Here is a 17,237-nt window from a genome sequence, read left to right as displayed (position 1 = left end):
CAGGGAGAAGGGAAGGAACAAAATGACGGCACTCCTGAAAATCGGCACCCGCGGCTCGCGTCTGGCGACCACCCAATGCGGCTGGGTCCAGCGCCAGATCGTCACGGCGCTCGGCCACGACCCGATGCACGCGCACGACCTCGCGCCGCTGGTCATCATCACGACCCAGGGCGACCGCATTCAGGACCGCCGCCTGATCGAAGCCGGCGGCAAGCAGCTCTTCACCAAGGAGATCGAGGACGCGCTGCTCAACGGCGAGGTCGATGTCGCCGTCCACTCACTCAAGGACATGCCCGCCGAGGAAATCCCCGGCCTGTCGCTCTGCGCCTTCCCCGTGCGCGAAGACCCGCGCGACGCTTTCGTCTCATTGAAATACCATAGCTTAGAGGAAATGCCCGCCGGGGCGAAACTCGGCACCGCCTCGCTGCGCCGTCAGGCTCAGGCGCTCGCCGTGCGGCCCGATCTGGAAATCGTCATGCTGCGCGGCAATGTCGATACGCGCCTGTCGAAACTGGAGGCCGGACACTGCGACGCCATTTTGCTGGCCGCCGCCGGGCTCAAGCGCATGGGGCTCGAAGCGCACATCAAATCCTATATCGACCCGGAACAGTTCCCCTGCGCCCCCGGACAAGGGGCGCTGGCCGTGCAATGCCGGACCTCTGACCTCGATCAGGTGTGGATCGAACGCCTGCACCACCCCGACACCTTCCTGCAAATCTCGGCGGAACGCGGGGCGCTGGTCGCGCTCGAAGCCTCGTGCCGCACCGCCGTCGGGGCCTATGCCAAGATCGAAGACGGTGCGCTGACCCTGTTCGTCGAAGCCCTCACCGCAGACGGTAAAACACGCTGGCAGCGCCGCGAGACGATCAGCGCTCCGACGCCGGAAACCGCCCACGCGCTGGGCCTGCGACTGGGGCAATCGATCCGCAGTGAGGCGGGTGACCAGCTGATCCAGTACACGTCTTGACCCTCGTCTGGATCACCCGCACCGAGCCCGCCGCCACGGTGACCGCCGCAAAGGTCGCCGCGCTGGGGTTCGTCCCGCTAGTCGATCCGCTGCTCACCGTCAAGGCCCTCAAACCCGACCTCGATCCCAAGGCGTTCGACGACCTGATCGTCACCAGCCCCAACGGCCTCGACGCCTTTTGTGCGCAGCATAGCGACCATCGTCATACAGTCTGGGCGGTTGGCGATACCACCGCCGAGGCCGCGCGCCGCGCCGGGTTTATCCACGTCCACAGCGCGCAGGGCGACGCGGGCGATCTACTCGAACTCCTGAAAACCGCCGATCCGACGCGGCGTTATCTCTATGTGTCCCCGGAAACCCCGGCGCGCGACCTGTTGTCGGATCTCGGCGGTTACGACGTCACCCGCGCTGTCTTTTATCGCACCGTCGAACGCAGGGCCAACGCTCCGATCAACGACCTCACTCATGTCCTGCTGCATTCACCACGCGCCGCCGCGCTGGCCGCGCCCTATCTGCGGGACGCCACCCTCACCGTTATCTGCATCTCGGACAATACCGCGCGCGCCCTGCGCGAAAGCCTGAATTTGGTCACTGGAAATTTACCGTCCGCAGGCCTAAACATAAGGGTGGCCGCTACGCCTGACGAAGCGGCCATGCTAGACCTGCTGACATAACCAAAAAAGCGCGGATACCCATGACCGACGACCTTACTCTTGGCGCCTCCACCGTAACCGATACGGAAAAGACGAAATGGGCGCGCGGTCCGCTGATCATCGCCTTTGCCTTTCCCATCGTCTTCGTCGTTCTGGCCTTGCTGGCGCTCGGTTATGGCCTTTACAAGAGCAAGGAAACCGCCGCCCCCGTCGCGGTGGCCGAGAGCCCCAAGGACGCGGAAATCGCGCGCCTGACCGCCGAACTGAACGCGCTCAAATCGCAACCTGCGCCCCTGCCGGTGGAAGCCCCCGCGACCGCCACCCCCGCCCCCGCCCCGGTCTATGGCGACCCTAACCTTGCCGCACGTTTGACCGAGCGCATGGATCGCCTTGAGGCCAATCAACGCCTGCTGGTTCAGGCCGCGGCTTCGGCCACTGCCGCCGCCGGTTTGCAGCAAGCCGCCAAGGGTTCGCAACCCTTCCTCAGCGAACTGGCCGACGTCGAAAAGAGCCTGACCGACACGTCGCTGATCGCACCGTTGCGGCCTCTGGCGCAAAAGGGCGTCCCGTCCGAAGTCTCGCTGGCCATCGAATTCCCAGCCTATGCCGCCCGCGCCCAGACCGCCGCCAAATCGACGGCGGACGACAGCTTCCTGGGCCGCATCGGCAATGCGCTCAACGGCCTGATCAGCGTCCGCCGCGTCGATGGCACAGCCAAGGGCACCGACAACCTGCTGCTTCAGGCGCAGGGACGCCTTGATGAGGGCGATCTGGCGGGTGCTTTAGCCGTGCTGGCGACCCTGCCCAAGCCCGCTCAGGACGCGCTGGCCCCGTGGCTGACCAAGGCGCGCAACCGTCTGCTGGTCGATACCACGACGCGGCGCATCACGGTCGACGCCCTCAGCCGCCTGTCGCAGGCCAATTACAGCACCGTCAATACGGGGACCGCCCTGTGATCCGCACCGTTCTCATCCTTCTCGGCATCGTTGTTCTGGTCGCCATAGCCCTTGGGGCTACCGGCGAAGCGGGCACGGCCAGCCTCGTCTGGCTCGGCTACCGTATCGACACCTCGGCGGCGACCGCCGTCATCGTCATCGGCCTGATGACCTTTGCCGCCGTCTGCTTCTGGAACCTGGCCCTGTGGCTGTCGCGCTCGCCTCAGCGCGCTGAACGCAAACGCGCCGCCACCCGCCGTCGTCAGGGCGAAGACATCCTCACGCGGGGCTTCCTGGCGGTCGCGTCCGGTGACGGGCTCGAAGCCCGCCGCCACGCCGTCAAGGCCGTCGACATGCACGACAATGTCGCCTTGGTCCGCATCCTCAATGCCTTTGCCGCCGATGCCGCGGGCGACACCGCCGCCATCCGCGCCGCCTACTCGGCCATGCTCACCGTGCCGGAGCTGAAACTGGCCGGACTGCGCGGCCTGATGAACCTCGCCATCGCGACCGGCGACCGCAGCGAGGCCATCCGTCTGGCCACCGAAGCCTATAATCAGGCCAAACCCGCCATGTGGGCCTTCAAGACCCTGTTCGAGGCCAAGATCACCGCCGGCGAATGGGCCGAAGCCCTCGCCCTCGTCGAGGGGGCTTTGAACCGCAAGCTGGTCTCGCCGCTGTTCTCCGAACGCGCCCGCGCCTCGCTGATGGCGGCGTCGGCCGCACAGCTAGAAACTGCACCGGACGCCCAGATGCGCGAACAGGCGCTGGACTACGCCGTGCGCGCCGCCAAGCTGCAACCGATGTTCGCCCCCGCTGCCGTTATCGCCGCCCGCCTTCTGGCCGCGCACGGCAAGCTGGGCCGCGCCGAGGACGTGCTGGAGGCCGCCTATGCCGCCGCGCCGCACCCGGCGATCTGGCTGGCCTATCGCGACCTCGTGTCGGACGAGACGCCGAAGGACCGCGCCCGCCGCCTGCACGGCCTGATCGACCGCAACCCGGGACATCGCGAAAGTCGCCTGCTAACGGTCGAACGCGCCGTGCTGAACAACCGCCGCGAGGACATCGCCGCCGCCACCGCCGCCCTTGAAGACGATCTGAGCGAAGAGCGCGTCACGCGCCGCATCTGCGGCCTGATGGCCAAGGCGGCGCTGGCTTCGAACGACATCGACGGCGCCCGCGCCTGGGTCGCCAAGGCCTCGATCGCGCGGTCGGAGCCCGACTGGTCCGACCTCGACCCGGAAGGCAAGGCGTTTGCCTATACGCCCGCCGACTGGACGGCGCTGGTCCTGACCTATGCCGAAACCGGCGCTTTGGCCCATCCGCGCCACGAACGCTCGGAAAAGGGCCTGCCCGACGTGCCGGACATGCCGACGCGCTACGTGCCGTCCATGCCGTTCGTCCGCGCCGCGCAGAAGAAAACGTCGCCTGCGCCCCTGCCCGACAATCTGGCCGAAGCCCCCGACGGCTACGATGCCGCGGTGGCGGGGCACGATCTGGATGAGCCTGTGGCGGTGGCCGAGGTAAAGCCCCGCGCCAAACGGGCAAAACCCACAAAATAATTCGCTTATCCCCCTTGCCAAGCGGGCGCGCCTGCCTGTAAAGAGACGCCCTCCGAACCGGACGGGCGTCTCTTTTTCGCCCGCGCAGGCGTGCCGCTTTAGCTCAGCCGGTAGAGCACATCATTCGTAATGATGGGGTCAGGTGTTCGAGTCACCTAAGCGGCACCATTTTCTCTTTTAAAATCAATAACCTACAAACGTCCTTTGGGCCAGAGTAATTTGGCGGTGCATTTGGGGCACAAATGGGGCACACACAGGTTGGCTGATGGCTCTTTGCGCCGATAAACTCTTTTGCTTCTCTTCGCGCGCAGGGTAAGACGTGCCAACTAACTGACGCATGGACTCACTATGACCGACGCGAGAACTCTGGCGCTTGTTGACGATATTCTCGCGTTGGGGACAGAAACATCTTGGACTGAGTTCAAAGAAAACAACGCTGATCCAGACGGTATGGGTAAGCGAATTTCTGCCATTTCCAATGCAGCAAGGCTTGCCGACAAGCATTTTGGCTACATGCTTTGGGGAGTGCGCGACGAAGATCGCGCTCTCGTCGGCACCACATTCCGCCCGTCCGCCGCTAAAGTGGGGAATCAGCCTCTTGAGTTTTGGCTGTCGCAGCGCTTAAGCCCAGATTTGCCTATCGTCTTTAAAGAGGTGGAGCACGCGGGCCTTAATATAGTCCTGTTGGAGATACCAGCAGCAACAACTGCACCAATTGAATTTGATCGAACTGCGTATATTCGTATAGGTAGCGCCACTCCGTCTTTATCTGATCATCCAGAAAGACAACGTGCTTTATGGGCAAAACTTCAACCGTATGTATGGGAAAGTGGGCTTGCAGCGCAATTTATTACCTCAGACACGGTACTGAGCCTGCTAGACTACGTTAGCCTCTTCGAATTGACGGGGCAAACACTACCCGACAATCGGGCCGGCATTTTTGATAGGCTTGAGACAGAGCGCCTGATTATGCGCGACGTCGGCGATCGCTGGAATATTACTAACTTAGGTGCGATTTTGTTCGCGAAAGATCTGGACCAGTTCGATTCCCGCTTAGCTCGGAAGGCTGTTCGTTTCGTTGCTTACGACGGCAATAATCGCGCAGACATGGTTAGCAAAAGGCAGGATGGCAGAAAGGGATATGCATCCGGTTTCAAAGGGCTAATTGATTACGTTTCCGGCCTGCTTCCTGAGAATGAGCACATCGGTCGAGCGTTCCGTACCGAAACGGTCATGTACCCGCCCATTGCAATTCGCGAGCTTGTTGCCAACGCCCTAATTCATCAGGACATGTCTATCACGGGTACAGGCCCTCTGATTGAATTATTTAAAGATCGGCTTGAAATTACCAACCCTGGCCAGCCCTTAATTGCGCCAGAGCGATTTATTGATTCCCCGCCCCGTTCTCGTAACGAGGCGCTCGCTGCCTTCATGCGCCGCATGAAGATATGTGAGGAGCAAGGCACTGGCATCGACAAAGTTGTAGCTTCTGTTGAATTGTATCAGCTTCCCCCTCCCGACTTCCGAGTTGAGGGTGAGGCTATGCGCTGCGTACTGTTTGCTCCCCGACGGTTTAGTGCGATGTCCCCGGATGAACGTATTCGCGCTTGCTATCAGCATGCTGTGCTAAAATTCATCAGCGGGGACATTATGAAAAACGCCTCTTTACGGGAGCGCTTTGGAATTGAGCCTCAAAATTCGGCGCAGGTTTCCCAAGTAATTAGTGCGACGTTAGCGCGTGGAAGAATTAGAGCGGCTGACCCGGATCGACCTAAGTCTGGATATGTGCCTTGGTGGGCTTAGGCTAACATTTGAGTGGGATTTGATTGTCGCCGCAATCAAATCGAATGACTGTCAATTTTTAATTGATACTTCAATGGGTTATTGAAACGAAATCAAGAAAAAAGATTTGAGTGGGATTTGATTGCCAATTAATTCTAGCGATAGATAAGGACGGCCAAGAGTCCCGACGCTGGAAATGAAACCAATTCGAAAGCCTACCCTTCCTCTTTAGAGACGGTATAGCAAAAAATGGCTCCGGAAAATCCGGAGCCATCCTTTTACGTCCTAGAACTTCGTGCCGATCGTCACCATGGTGGTGATCGGGGCGCCGATCCAGAAGTAGTTGCCCGAGTCGTAGAAGACGTTGCCCGTCGAGATCGCCGAGATATATTTCTCGTTGAACAGGTTCTTCACGTTCAGGCGGACATAGCTGTCCTTCATCGGGCCGATGTCGCCGAAGTCGTAGCTGACATTGGCGTTCCACACCGTGTAGCCCGGTGCCGCGTCGCCATTGGCCAGCGAGGCGTAGCGCTTGCCGGTATATTTGCCGGTCACGCCGAAGTCCCAGTTGCCGTGCTCGTAATCGACGTTCACCGCGTGCATGATGCGCGGGATCTTGCCCAGTTGCTTACCCTTGGTCGGGTTGTAGGCGGTGGCCGAATAATAGACGTTCTCCAGCATCTCGGTGTCGGTGTAGGACGACGAAGCGTAGATATCGAGACCTTCGACCGGCTTGAAGCCGATTTCGGCATTGATGCCTTTCATGCGTGCCTTGCCCACGTCGGTGGCCACCGAAGCGCCGATCGTCTCGTCCCAGGCCGTTTCGACGCGGTGATCGAAGTCGGTCTTCCAGACGGCGATCGAGCCCGACACCATCGGCGAGGCATAGCGGTAGCCGAGGTCGATGGTCTTGGAGATTTCCGGCTGGAGATCGAGCGACAGGCGGTCGTAGAGCGAGTCGGTCCGCGGCGCCGAAATGGTCTCGGCATAGCTCGAATAGACCGTCTGGTGGTCGGAGACCTTGTAGCTGACGCCGAGGTTCGGCAAAGTCTTGTCGTAGGACACCGTCCAGCTGGCCGGGGCCTTGGCGGTGATCTGCGTCGTCGTGCCGGTCAGGACCAGCGTCGTGCCGTGGCTGGTCGAGCAGTAGGCGGTCGAGGACGAAATCTGGTAGCAGTAGTTGTTCAGCTTGCGCTCGAAGTCCGGCAGGCGCACGCCGGCGTCGATCTTCAGCTTGCTGTCGAAGAACGAACCGGCATAGGTCAGGGCGAACTGCTTCAGGTTGGCGTAGGATTGACGGTTGCGCTTCTGGATTTCCTCGCCGTTCTTGCCGCGCAGCCACATCGACTCGTCTTCAGCGAAGATGTCGCCGATCCACTGACCGCCTTCGAGCAGGCTGACGTGGCCGGTCTGGCGGTGGTCGCCGTGGTCGTAGGTATAGGCGGCGCGCACGGTGTTGTGGTCGTCAAGATACCAGATCAGCGAGGTGTTGATCGTGGAGCGGCGGGTCTCGGTGACGCTGGGCGAAAAGACCTTGTAGGCGGTGGTCGAAACCACGCCGTCGTGGTTGGCGTCGTACCCCTTCAGCTCGTTCCAGATATAGGACGAGCCGACCATCGACAGGACGCCGGTCGATTCCGTCAGGGTCGAGACCTGCGTGCCGCCGTCGGCCAGGGTGTACTGGAAGCTGGGGTCGATGGTGAGGACCAGATTTTCCGTCAGATGCTTCTTGAACTGAGCGCGGATATTGCCGTTGTTCGTCGGGTTGATGCGGTAGCCGTAATAGCCGGTCGCGCCCGACGAGATCGAGTTCGACACCGTACCGATGGTCGAGGCATAGGCTTCGGACCAGTTACCGCCGTTAATGGTGGTCAGCGAGCTGTTGTAGATCGCGTTGTTGCGCGTCTCGTTGTAATAGAAGGCCACCGAGGCGAAATCGCCGCCGCCGAGCGACTGATAGATGCGACCATTGACCTGCTTGCGGTCTTCGGTGCCGACGCCCTTGAACTGGTTGGCGCTCAGGTTCGAGGCGGCGACGAAGGCGGTCGTGCCCCACGGACCGAAGGCGCCGGTATCGACGCGGACATATTCACGCGCATAGTCGTTGGTGCCGAAGGTGCCTTTCACTTCGACGCCGAATTTGTCCTTCGGACGGCGGGTGATGTAGCCGATGGTGCCGCCGCCGGCCGAGGCCGTCGGGCTGTCGACATCGGTGGTCCCCAGATTGACGTCGACCTTGGCATAGATTTCCGAGTCCGGGTTCATGGTCGGATAGTAGGCATAGTTGCCGGTGTCGTTCAGCGGCATGCCGTCGAGCATGAAGGCGATGCGCTGCTGATCGAAGCCGCGCAGGGTGATGTCGCCGCCGACCGAGCCCGTGGCGCTCTGATCCGAGAAGTTGACGCCGGGCAGCAGGTTGATCGCTTCGAGGATCGAGCCGGGGCCCTGCTTTTCGATGAATTCCTCGGTGACCGACGAGCGGGTCTTGGTGACGCTCTGATCGACCGCCAGACCGCCGACATTGCGGTTGCGCTGACCGGTGACGACGACTTCCTTGACGTCTTCCAGCGCCTGGGTGCCGGTCGATTGCGCCAGCGCCCCGTGCGCGCTCAGAAGACCCGCCATCGCGGTCCCGGCCATAAATACTGATTTCGTGAACTTCATTACGGAGTATCCCTTCTCCAACCTACTTGATACAGCGGCGCCGCAATGGAGAGGAAGCGGGACGCCCGGTGCCTGCCGAAGCTAACAGCACAAGCGCGATCCGTTAAACATAGATTGTGAAACTATTGCGAATGCAACAGTATTCATAAATATACGGTGTGGACTTGCCACACTATATTTCAAACTTGAAATCGAAAATATTGTTCTTAAAATTTCATTTTATGATTTAAAATCATGGAAATTCGAAAATTATGACAACGTTATTATTAAAAAATGGGGCAAATAGTGATCCATATGATGTCACGCTTGAAACAATCCTGCGACAAGGCATTTGCCCGCCTTTAGAATTTTATAGGATCGCCATAGATACCTATTGACCAAATGAAGACGCCCGCCATTATGCAGCCCTAGGCTGCCACCAGAGCAGATACACCTGAAACCAGTCAGGGTATGGGGGAATTCATGTTCAGATCGCTTCGCGTCGCCATCGTCGGCGCGCTCATCGTGGCCGCGCCAAGCCTCGTCACGGCGCAATCCACAACGCCCGCGACAACCGCCGACGATATTACCGATGTGACCGTCTTCCTGAGACGCGAAAACAGTATTCCCGGTCGCAATATCCGTATCCCGGCCGGGTCCGCATCCAGTTGCCGCTTCATCGGAACGTCCGGGGGTGATTCCGACTATATACAGCAATATCTGGCGGCAACCGGCAGCGATCCGTCGGCAGCCGACGACGATTCAGGTTATATCAATATCAATGCCCCTTATGGAGACGCCTCGCGAGATAGCTCTGGCGGGGACCCGTTTTTCTCACGCAACGACAGTTTCGGCGGCGATCAGTTCGGAGATCAACGAAGCGCCCGTGACGGCTGCACGCAGGCCGATTATAATTTCGCTGCGGGACGGGCGCATATCGCGCGCAACGACCGGACCCTCAGCGACGCTTACGCGCTCTTCGATCAGAAGAAATACCCCGAAGCGTTCGCGATGTTCAAAAAATCCTACAGCAAGATGGGGTATCCTCAGGCCGGTTTCATGATCGGCAAGATGTATCTCTATGGCGTCGGAACCGAAAAGAACGCAGCCGAGGCAATTAAATGGCTGCGCAAGGTGGCCGACGCGCCCCGCCCTGCCCAGCCGCCGCGCTTCGATCCGAAAAACCCGCATATCATGTCGCCTCAGATCGACGCCACCATAAGTCTGGCCAAGATCTACCTTGTCGGTTTCGGTGTACCGCAAAACAGGACAGAAGCCCTGAAATGGTATCGGAAGGCCGCCGGTTTCGGCTATATTCCGGCGCATAAGACCGTCGGCGACTTCTATTATTTCGGTTATGGCACGCCTCGCGATTTCGCGAAGGCGGCCAAAACCTACAAGGTCGCCGCCACCTTCGACTACGCACCGGCGCAATTTGCCCTGGCCCAGCTTCTGGAGGACGGGCAACCCGGCGTACCGGCCGATCCGAAACAGGCTCTGGCGTGGTACAGCCACGCGGCCAAATGGAACCATCCCGGCGGGCTCTATGCTCTGGCCGTGGCCTACGATACAGGTCAGGGTGTGAAGGCGGATCCGGCTCAGGCGCTTTATTTCTACAAGGAAGCCGCCGTGCGCGGTCATCCGGACGCGCAAAACGCCATCGGCACCTACTTCTATCGCGGCGGCAGCCTGCTGCCCAAGGATGCGCCCGTCGCCAGAAAGTGGTTCGATATCGCCGCCCGTAACGGCAATGCGGACGCCATGTTCAATCTCGCCGTCATGTACATGAAGGGCGAAGGCGGGGCGGTCGATCGCGTCAAGGCCTGGGCCTGGTTCACGCTGGCCGGAAAGGTCGGTCACCCGGATTCGAAAGCCGCCATTACGGCGCTTGAGCCGCAGATGAGCGCGACCGAAAGAGCCGAGGCGGAGGCTCTTTTCAAACCAAAGCCATAATCCACCGCACCCTGTCCGACTTTCGTCTATATTTATCAGACAAAGCGCAGGGAAACGTTTGCGTACCCGTATAAAGACCAACAGATAAGATTAAGGGGGCTCCCATGTTAAGATCGCTGAATGCCGTCGCATTGAGTGCGTTATTGCTTTCCGCCGCCGTACCGGCGCTGGCGCAAACCACCCAGACCCAGAACAAGACCCAGACTCAGGAAAAGACGACGGCCCCCGCAGCGAAGACAACGGAGCAGACCCCGGCGCCTGCGGCCAAGACGACCGAGCAGGCGCCCGCTTCCGGCGCCGACGACATTACCGACGTCACGGTCTTTCTGAAAAAGAAAACCAGCGTCCCGCAACAGAACATGCGCATCGATACGCGCTCGGCCTCTTCATGCGGCTTCTTCGGCAGCGACGGCAGCGCCGACTATATGGCCGACTACATCCGCGACTTCACCGGCAGCAACGATTCGAGCGATCCGAACTCGTTCGATGAAAACAGCCCCAATGGCGACGCCTCGCGCGACGGCGGCACCTCCTTCTTCGATCAGGCCGAACGCGGCGTGAGCGAAAGCGGCGAAGAAACCGGCGCGACCGGCTGCACCACGACCGACCGTGCCTTCGCCGCCGCCCGTGCGCGCATCGCGCGTAACGACACGACGATCACCGAAGCCTTCGCCCTTTTCGACCAGAAAAAGTTCCCCGAAGCACTGGCCATGTTCAAGAAGAGCTACGACAAGGTGGGCTACGAAGACGCTGCCCTGATGATCGGCAAGATGTATCTGTATGGCATGGGGACGCCTAAGGATTCGAAGCAGGCGGTCTATTGGCTGCGTCGCGTCGCCGAACGTCCGTTCGACATCAACCGCGAACTCCACAAGTTCGATCCGAAAAATCCCGAAGCCGCCAATACCCTGGCCGAAGCCAATCTGACGCTCGCCAAGATCTACCTCACCGGCTACGGCGTTCCGAAGGACCAGAAGGAAGCGCTGAAATGGTTCGAGCGCGCCAGCTATATCGGCTATGTGCCGGCGACCAAGACCGTCGGCGACATGTACTATAACGGTGTCGGCAACGCCAAAGACGTCAAGAAAGCGGTGAAAAACTATCAGGACGCCGCCAAGTACGGCTACGCCCCGGCGCAGTATGCTCTGGCCGAAATCCTCTATACCGGCGAAGGCGATATCAAGGCGGACCCCAAAATGGCGCTGGCCTGGTACAACGAAGCCGCCAAGGCCAATCACCCCGGCGGGCTCTACGCTTTGGGCGTCGCCTACGATTCCGGCGAGGGGGTGGCCGCCGATCAGCAAAAGGCGCTTTATTTCTATAAGGAAGCGGCCATTCGCGGCAATGCCGATGCTCAGAACGCGGTCGGCACCTACTTCTATCAGGGCGGCAGCCTCCTGCCCAAGGATGACATCGCCGCGCGTCAGTGGTTCGAGGTCGCCGCCAAGAACGGCCAGACCGACGCGCAGTTCAATCTGGCGGTCATGTACATGAAGGGCGAAGGCGGGCCGAAAAATCTGGTCAACGCCTATCTGTGGTTCGCGATGGCGCGCAAGGGCGGGCATGAAAACGCCGCTGCCGCCATCAAGGCCGTCGAGGCTCAGATGACCGAAGCCGACAAGGCCGAACTGACCAGGCTTCTGGCGCCCGCGCCGAAAGGCTAGGTTTTACGCCCGTCGCCTGCTAAGAAAAGGACATGCGCGTCATGTCCTTTTTTCTTGCCTTGCTCGTCGTTGCCGCACCCGTGGCAGCCCGCGAAGCCCCCCTGCCCCCGGCGCAGGCCTTTGCCATGACCTATGTGCGCCAGGGCGATGCGGTACAGGTGCGCTGGGTCATGCCGAAGGGCTATTACCTCTATCGTGAGCATATTACCGCCTCCGACGCGCAGGGACGCACGGTGAAAATCCGCACACCGAACGGCACGATGAAGGCCGATCCCACCTTCGGTCCGGTCGAGGTCTATTACGGCACCGCCCGCGCCGATATCCGCCATAAGGGCGCGATAACCCTCAGCTATCGCGGCTGTCAGGCGGACGGGCTGTGCTACATCCCCGTCCGTGTGGTCATCCCGGCGCGATAAAAACGCTTGCGCCAGACACGGAAAATTTGCACACCGGACGCATGATCACGCGCAGACACATGCTGGCGCTCGGCGCCGCCGCCACGGCTTTTCCTTTGACCGCGACCGCCCAGCCGGGGTTTCCGACGCTTCAGGAGGTTACCGTCGATCCGGATGTGCCGGTGCTCGGCAATCCGAACGGCGACCTGACCATCGTCGAATATTTCGACTATCAGTGCAGCGTCTGCAAGCACGCCCATTTCGATCTGCTGAATATCGTCAAGGCCGACGGCCATATCCGCTGGATGATGCGCGACTGGATCATCTTCGGCGAGGTCTCGACCTATGCGGCACAGGTGGCGCTGGGGGCTCAAAAGCTGGGGGTCTATGAGACGGTCAGCTCCGCCCTGATGCGCATCCCCGGCGGCAATCTCAACAAGGGCGACATCTTCGGCGCCATGATGCAGACCGGCCTCAGCCCGGCGGATGCGCTCAAGGCCTATCGCGCCGATCAGGCCCGCATCGACGCGCTTTTGGCCCGCAATGCCGTTCAGGCTGAGGGCTTCGGGTTCAGCGGCACGCCGTCCTTCATCATCGGCAACGCCGTCTATCGCGGCGCGCTTTCGCCGAATGATATGAAACAGGCCATTGCCGATGCCCGCCAGCGCCAGAAGGCCACACCTGTATAAAAAAGAGGCCGCTCCTTACGGAACGGCCCTTCAGTCAGGATCAACTCTTAAACTCAGTGGTCCACCGCGCCCGACGCCCCAAGCCCGGTTTGCGAGCGAACGAACTGCGCGAAGAATTTCTCACGTTCCGCCTTCGCTTTGGCCGAATTGTCGGTGATCGAAAAGAACCACGTCCCCACGAACGACACGATCATGGCGAACAGGGCCGGGTATTTGTACGGAAAGATCGCCGTCGCGTGATGGAAGACGTCGACCCACACGGTCGGGCTCAGCACCGTCAGGGTCAGGGCCGTGATCAGGCCCAGCGCCCCGCCGATGAAGGCCCCGCGCGTCGTCAGCTTCGACCAGTACATGCTGAGGAACAGGATCGGGAAGTTGGTCGAGGCCGCCACCGAGAACGCGAGGCCTACCATGAAGGCGATGTTCTGCTTCTCGAACACGACGCCGAGCCAGATGGCGACGATCCCCAGCAGCACCACCGACACTTTCGAGACGGTCATCTGCTGTTTTTCGGTTGCCTTGCCCTGACGGATGACGTGGCTGTAGAGGTCGAGCGCCACCGACGACGCCCCGGCCAGCGCCAGACCGGCGACGACGGCGAGGATGGTCGCGAAGGCCACGGCCGAGATAAAGCCGAGGAACACGTCGCCACCGACGGCCTTGGCCAGATGCACGGCGGCCATGTTCGACCCGCCGAGCAGTTCGCCCGCCGCGTCCTTGAACGCCGGATTGGTGCCGACCAGCAGGATAGCACCGAAGCCGATGATGAAGGTCAGGATGTAGAAATAACCGATGAAGCCCGTGGCGTAGAAGACCGACTTGCGCGCTTCCTTGGCGTCGCTCACCGTGAAGAACCGCATCAGGATGTGCGGCAAACCCGCCGTCCCGAACATCAGGGCCAGACCGAGCGATATAGCCGAGATCGGGTCGGAGACCAGTCCGCCGGGGCTCATGATCGCCACACCCTTGGGGTGGACGGCGACGGCGTCGGCGAACAGCTTGCCGAAATCGAAATCGACCGAGACCATGACCATGATGGCCATGAAGGTCGCCCCCGACAGCAGCAGGACGGCCTTGATGATCTGCACCCAGGTCGTCGCCAGCATCCCGCCGAACAGCACATAAAGCACCATCAGCACGCCGACCAGCACCACCGCCACCAGATAATCCAGCCCGAACAGGAGTTGGATCAGCTTACCGGCGCCGACCATCTGCGCAATCAGATAAAAGGCGACCACAGTCAGCGACGACAGGGCCGACAGGAAACGGATCGGCGTCTGGCTCAGGCGGTAGGACGCCACATCCGAGAAGGTATATTTGCCCAGATTACGCAGGCGCTCGGCCATCAGAAACAGGATGATCGGCCAGCCGACGAGGAAGCCGATCGAATAGATCAGGCCGTCGAAACCGGACGTAAAGACCAGCGCCGAAATGCCCAAAAACGACGCCGCCGACATGAAGTCGCCGGCGATGGCCAGACCGTTCTGGAAACCGGTGATCGACCCGCCGGCGGTATAGTAGTCCTTGGTCGAGGCCGAGCGCTTCGAGGCCCACTTGGTGATGCCCAGCGTCAGGAGAATGAAGGCCAGAAACATGCCGATGGCGATATAGTTGGTCGGCTGCTTATGCACCTCGCCATTGATCGAGTCGGCGAAAGCCAGCGCGGGCGCGGCGGTCAGAGCCGCGGCGGCGATCAGGGAACGCAACACTCTCATTGGTCCGCCTCCGCGAGGATTTCCCGCGTGATGCGGTCGAACTCGCCATTGGCGCGCTGCACATAGATGCCGGTCAGGATGAAGCACAGGAAGATCAGACCCAGCCCGCCGGGAATGCCCCAGCTCATCACGGTCGCCGAACTGACCGGTTGCCCCAGCAGCTTCGGGTCGAAGGCGATCAGGCAGACGAAACCGTAATAGGCCGCCAGCATGACGATCGACAGCGTCCAGGCGAAGCGCCCGCGCCGTTTGACCAGCGCCTGAAATTTCGGGTTGTCGTAGATGCGACGATAGACGTCATCTGTACTCATAGCGGTTCCTCTGCCTGTCGGCTTTTTATTGTTTGAGAGCGTACGTGACGCCCCTCCCTACCGCTATACGACTTTAGTCGCGCCGGTTTGGCAAGGGGTGACGCGCGCCACCGGTTTCATTTGAAATTTCCGCTTGCGCCCCGTGGTGCGCCGGTTAATCTCCTCCCGAGATTTCCGAGGGGCTGACCATGAAACCGCACCACCTGATCCTTATGGCCGCGCTGGTCGCCGCCCCCGCACTGGCCGCCGACAAGCCCAAGCCGGTCACGCCGTCGTCGATCATTGAGTCCGCACCGCCCAGCGTATGGCGCGACGTAGCGGCGGAGGATCTGGTGGTCATGACGCTGGCGGACGGGCACAAAGTCGTCTGGCAACTGGCGCCCGCGTTTTCGCCGGTCCACGTCGCCAATGTGAAGGCCTTTGCCCGCGCCAAGTGGTGGGACGGCTCGGCCCTGATCCGCGTGCAGGATGGCTATGTCACGCAATGGGGTTGGCCCGACGAGCCGGAACCGAAATATCCCGACAGCGTGAAGGCCGAACCGCCCGCCGAGTACGATCAGCCGGTGACGGGCAAGCTGCGCCCCCTGACCTATCGCGATGCCTATGCAACGCAGGTCGGCCATATCGACGGCTGGCCGGTCGCCTCAGACGGCAAAAGCCAATGGATTCCGCACTGCTACGGCATGATCGGCGTGGCGCGCGGGCTCAATCCCGACACCGGTTCGTCGTCGCAGCTCTATACGGTCATCGGCCACGCCCCGCGCCACCTCGACCGCAATCTGGCCATCGCCGGACGCGTGGTGTCGGGCATGGAATACCTCACCGCCCGCCCGCGCGGCACCGAAACGCTGGGCTTCTACAAGGCCGCCGAGGAACGCACGACAATCGTCTCGATCCGCGTCGCCGCTGATCTTCCCAAGGAAGAACGTCCGGCCTTTCAGGTCTTCGACACGCGCAGCCCGACCTTCGACGCCTGGGTAAAGGCACGCGCCAACCGCAAGGACGACTTCTTCGCGGTCTCGGCCGGAGCGTTGGATATTTGCAACGCTTTGCCGCCCGTGCGCGAGAAAAAGTAAAAACCGCTTTTGTCGCGCTCTCCCATGCGCCAACAATGGTTAACGGGATGGGGTCAGATGACGATTGTACGGTACATTGCGGCGGTTGTGCTCAGTCTGGGGCTGCTCCTCAGCCAGGTGCACGTCCTGTTCGGCGGTATGGATCAGGCCCGTCAGGCCGAACGCGTCAGCGGCGAGATCGCCAAACTGGAGCCTGAGGTCGGGCAGTCGAAGGCCTTCTTCGCCCTGATGCAGACCTACGATACCAACGCCATCCGCGCCCGCATGAACGGCGACTATATCGACGCCAATTTCGACCTGATCATGGAGCGGGTCTATCTCTATCTGCCGCAGGAGGCCCCGAAAAGCGTCAAGCCGGTGGGGTATCTGGTCCGCCAGATGGAGGGCAAGCGTTTCGTCTTCGTCGTGCTGGAATACGAATTTTCCGACCGCTGGGTTGTGGCGACGGTGACGTCGGAACCCTCGAACCCGCAGCGCCTGATCGCCGGATTCAACCTCAATACCTATAGCGCCTCGCTGCTGGAACGCACCAAGTTCCGCCTGAGCGGTCAGAGTATCGAGCACTATATCCTGCTGGGGTTGGCGGTGCTGAACCTGGTGTTCTGCGCGGCGACCCTGTTCGTGTGCATCGTCGCGCCGCGCGTGCGCTGGCGGTTTTTGTGGATCGCCCTGATCCTGCTGGGGGTGGGATTGATGAGCTTCAACTGGCTGGAAGGACGCATGGCGCTCAATATCATCGACGCCGGTCTGCCGCCAACGCGGCTGGCGCTGGAGCTATATCAGCCGCTGTTCATCATGCTGTCGATCCCGCTGGGGGCGATCCTGTTCTGGATGAATTTCAGGCGGCTGACGCGGGCCTGACGTCCCGCTCCCCACAGGGGCGAGGGACGTC

General features: G+C 61.0%; 14 protein-coding genes and 1 tRNA gene. 12 read left to right on the top strand and 3 right to left on the bottom strand.

The window, feature by feature from the left end:
* Positions 1–22: 22 nt before the first annotated feature.
* From hemC to AEYBE204_RS36595, 6 genes are all read left to right on the top strand, one after another.
* A complete protein-coding gene (gene hemC / locus AEYBE204_RS36615; RefSeq protein WP_023463623.1) occupies positions 23–967 on the top strand; it encodes a hydroxymethylbilane synthase in 945 nt (314 codons plus the stop codon).
* Positions 964–1,641, top strand: a complete 678-nt coding sequence (locus tag AEYBE204_RS36610; protein WP_023463622.1) for a uroporphyrinogen-III synthase — start codon at positions 964–966, stop codon at positions 1,639–1,641. The genes hemC and AEYBE204_RS36610 overlap by 4 nt, the downstream gene beginning before the upstream one ends.
* A gap of 20 nt (positions 1,642–1,661) precedes the next feature.
* Positions 1,662–2,576 (top strand): COG4223 family protein, encoded by a 915-nt coding sequence (locus AEYBE204_RS39705; RefSeq protein WP_023463621.1) that lies wholly within the window; start codon positions 1,662–1,664, stop codon positions 2,574–2,576.
* A complete protein-coding gene (locus AEYBE204_RS36605) occupies positions 2,573–4,117 on the top strand; it encodes a heme biosynthesis protein HemY (RefSeq protein ID WP_023463620.1) in 1,545 nt (514 codons plus the stop codon). The genes AEYBE204_RS39705 and AEYBE204_RS36605 overlap by 4 nt, the downstream gene beginning before the upstream one ends.
* A gap of 92 nt (positions 4,118–4,209) precedes the next feature.
* Positions 4,210–4,285, top strand: a tRNA-Thr gene (locus AEYBE204_RS36600).
* Positions 4,286–4,465: 180 nt separating this feature from the next.
* Entirely contained in the window at positions 4,466–5,920 is a 1,455-nt protein-coding gene (locus AEYBE204_RS36595; RefSeq protein ID WP_023463619.1) for an ATP-binding protein, read from the top strand.
* Positions 5,921–6,184: 264 nt separating this feature from the next.
* Here AEYBE204_RS36595 and AEYBE204_RS36590 read toward each other — a convergent pair whose 3' ends face one another.
* Positions 6,185–8,563 (bottom strand): TonB-dependent receptor domain-containing protein, encoded by a 2,379-nt coding sequence (locus AEYBE204_RS36590; protein WP_023463618.1) that lies wholly within the window; start codon positions 8,561–8,563, stop codon positions 6,185–6,187.
* Between the two features lie 462 nt (positions 8,564–9,025).
* Here AEYBE204_RS36590 and AEYBE204_RS36585 point away from each other — a divergent pair, with 462 nt between their 5' ends.
* From AEYBE204_RS36585 to AEYBE204_RS36570, 4 genes are all read left to right on the top strand, one after another.
* On the top strand, positions 9,026–10,495 hold the full coding sequence (locus tag AEYBE204_RS36585) for a tetratricopeptide repeat protein (protein WP_162148418.1): 1,470 nt from the start codon (positions 9,026–9,028) through the stop codon (positions 10,493–10,495).
* A gap of 104 nt (positions 10,496–10,599) precedes the next feature.
* Entirely contained in the window at positions 10,600–12,159 is a 1,560-nt protein-coding gene (locus AEYBE204_RS36580) for an SEL1-like repeat protein (protein ID WP_023463616.1), read from the top strand.
* A 41-nt stretch (positions 12,160–12,200) separates the two neighbouring features.
* Positions 12,201–12,575: a protein-disulfide reductase DsbD domain-containing protein gene (locus tag AEYBE204_RS36575; RefSeq protein WP_162148417.1), complete on the top strand. Its 375-nt coding sequence runs from the start codon at positions 12,201–12,203 to the stop codon at positions 12,573–12,575.
* 41 nt (positions 12,576–12,616) lie between these two features.
* Positions 12,617–13,243: a DsbA family protein gene (locus AEYBE204_RS36570; protein WP_023463614.1), complete on the top strand. Its 627-nt coding sequence runs from the start codon at positions 12,617–12,619 to the stop codon at positions 13,241–13,243.
* 53 nt (positions 13,244–13,296) lie between these two features.
* Here AEYBE204_RS36570 and AEYBE204_RS36565 read toward each other — a convergent pair whose 3' ends face one another.
* Both AEYBE204_RS36565 and AEYBE204_RS36560 read right to left on the bottom strand, forming a co-directional pair.
* Complete coding sequence (locus AEYBE204_RS36565; RefSeq protein ID WP_023463613.1) at positions 13,297–14,958, bottom strand: cation acetate symporter; 1,662 nt, start codon at positions 14,956–14,958, stop codon at positions 13,297–13,299.
* Positions 14,955–15,269, bottom strand: coding sequence for a DUF485 domain-containing protein (locus tag AEYBE204_RS36560; RefSeq protein ID WP_023463612.1), 315 nt, complete (start codon positions 15,267–15,269; stop codon positions 14,955–14,957). The genes AEYBE204_RS36565 and AEYBE204_RS36560 overlap by 4 nt, the downstream gene beginning before the upstream one ends.
* Before the next feature lie 188 nt (positions 15,270–15,457).
* Here AEYBE204_RS36560 and AEYBE204_RS36555 point away from each other — a divergent pair, with 188 nt between their 5' ends.
* A complete protein-coding gene (locus AEYBE204_RS36555; RefSeq protein WP_023463611.1) occupies positions 15,458–16,345 on the top strand; it encodes a peptidylprolyl isomerase in 888 nt (295 codons plus the stop codon).
* A gap of 57 nt (positions 16,346–16,402) precedes the next feature.
* A complete protein-coding gene (locus tag AEYBE204_RS36550) occupies positions 16,403–17,206 on the top strand; it encodes a hypothetical protein (RefSeq protein WP_023463610.1) in 804 nt (267 codons plus the stop codon).
* Positions 17,207–17,237: the final 31 nt, after the last annotated feature.

This window comes from Asticcacaulis sp. YBE204 (assembly GCF_000495855.1).
GTDB lineage: Bacteria > Pseudomonadota > Alphaproteobacteria > Caulobacterales > Caulobacteraceae > Asticcacaulis.
Note: the sequence above shows the minus strand (reverse complement) of the source record. Positions and strands in the feature narration are given on the sequence as shown.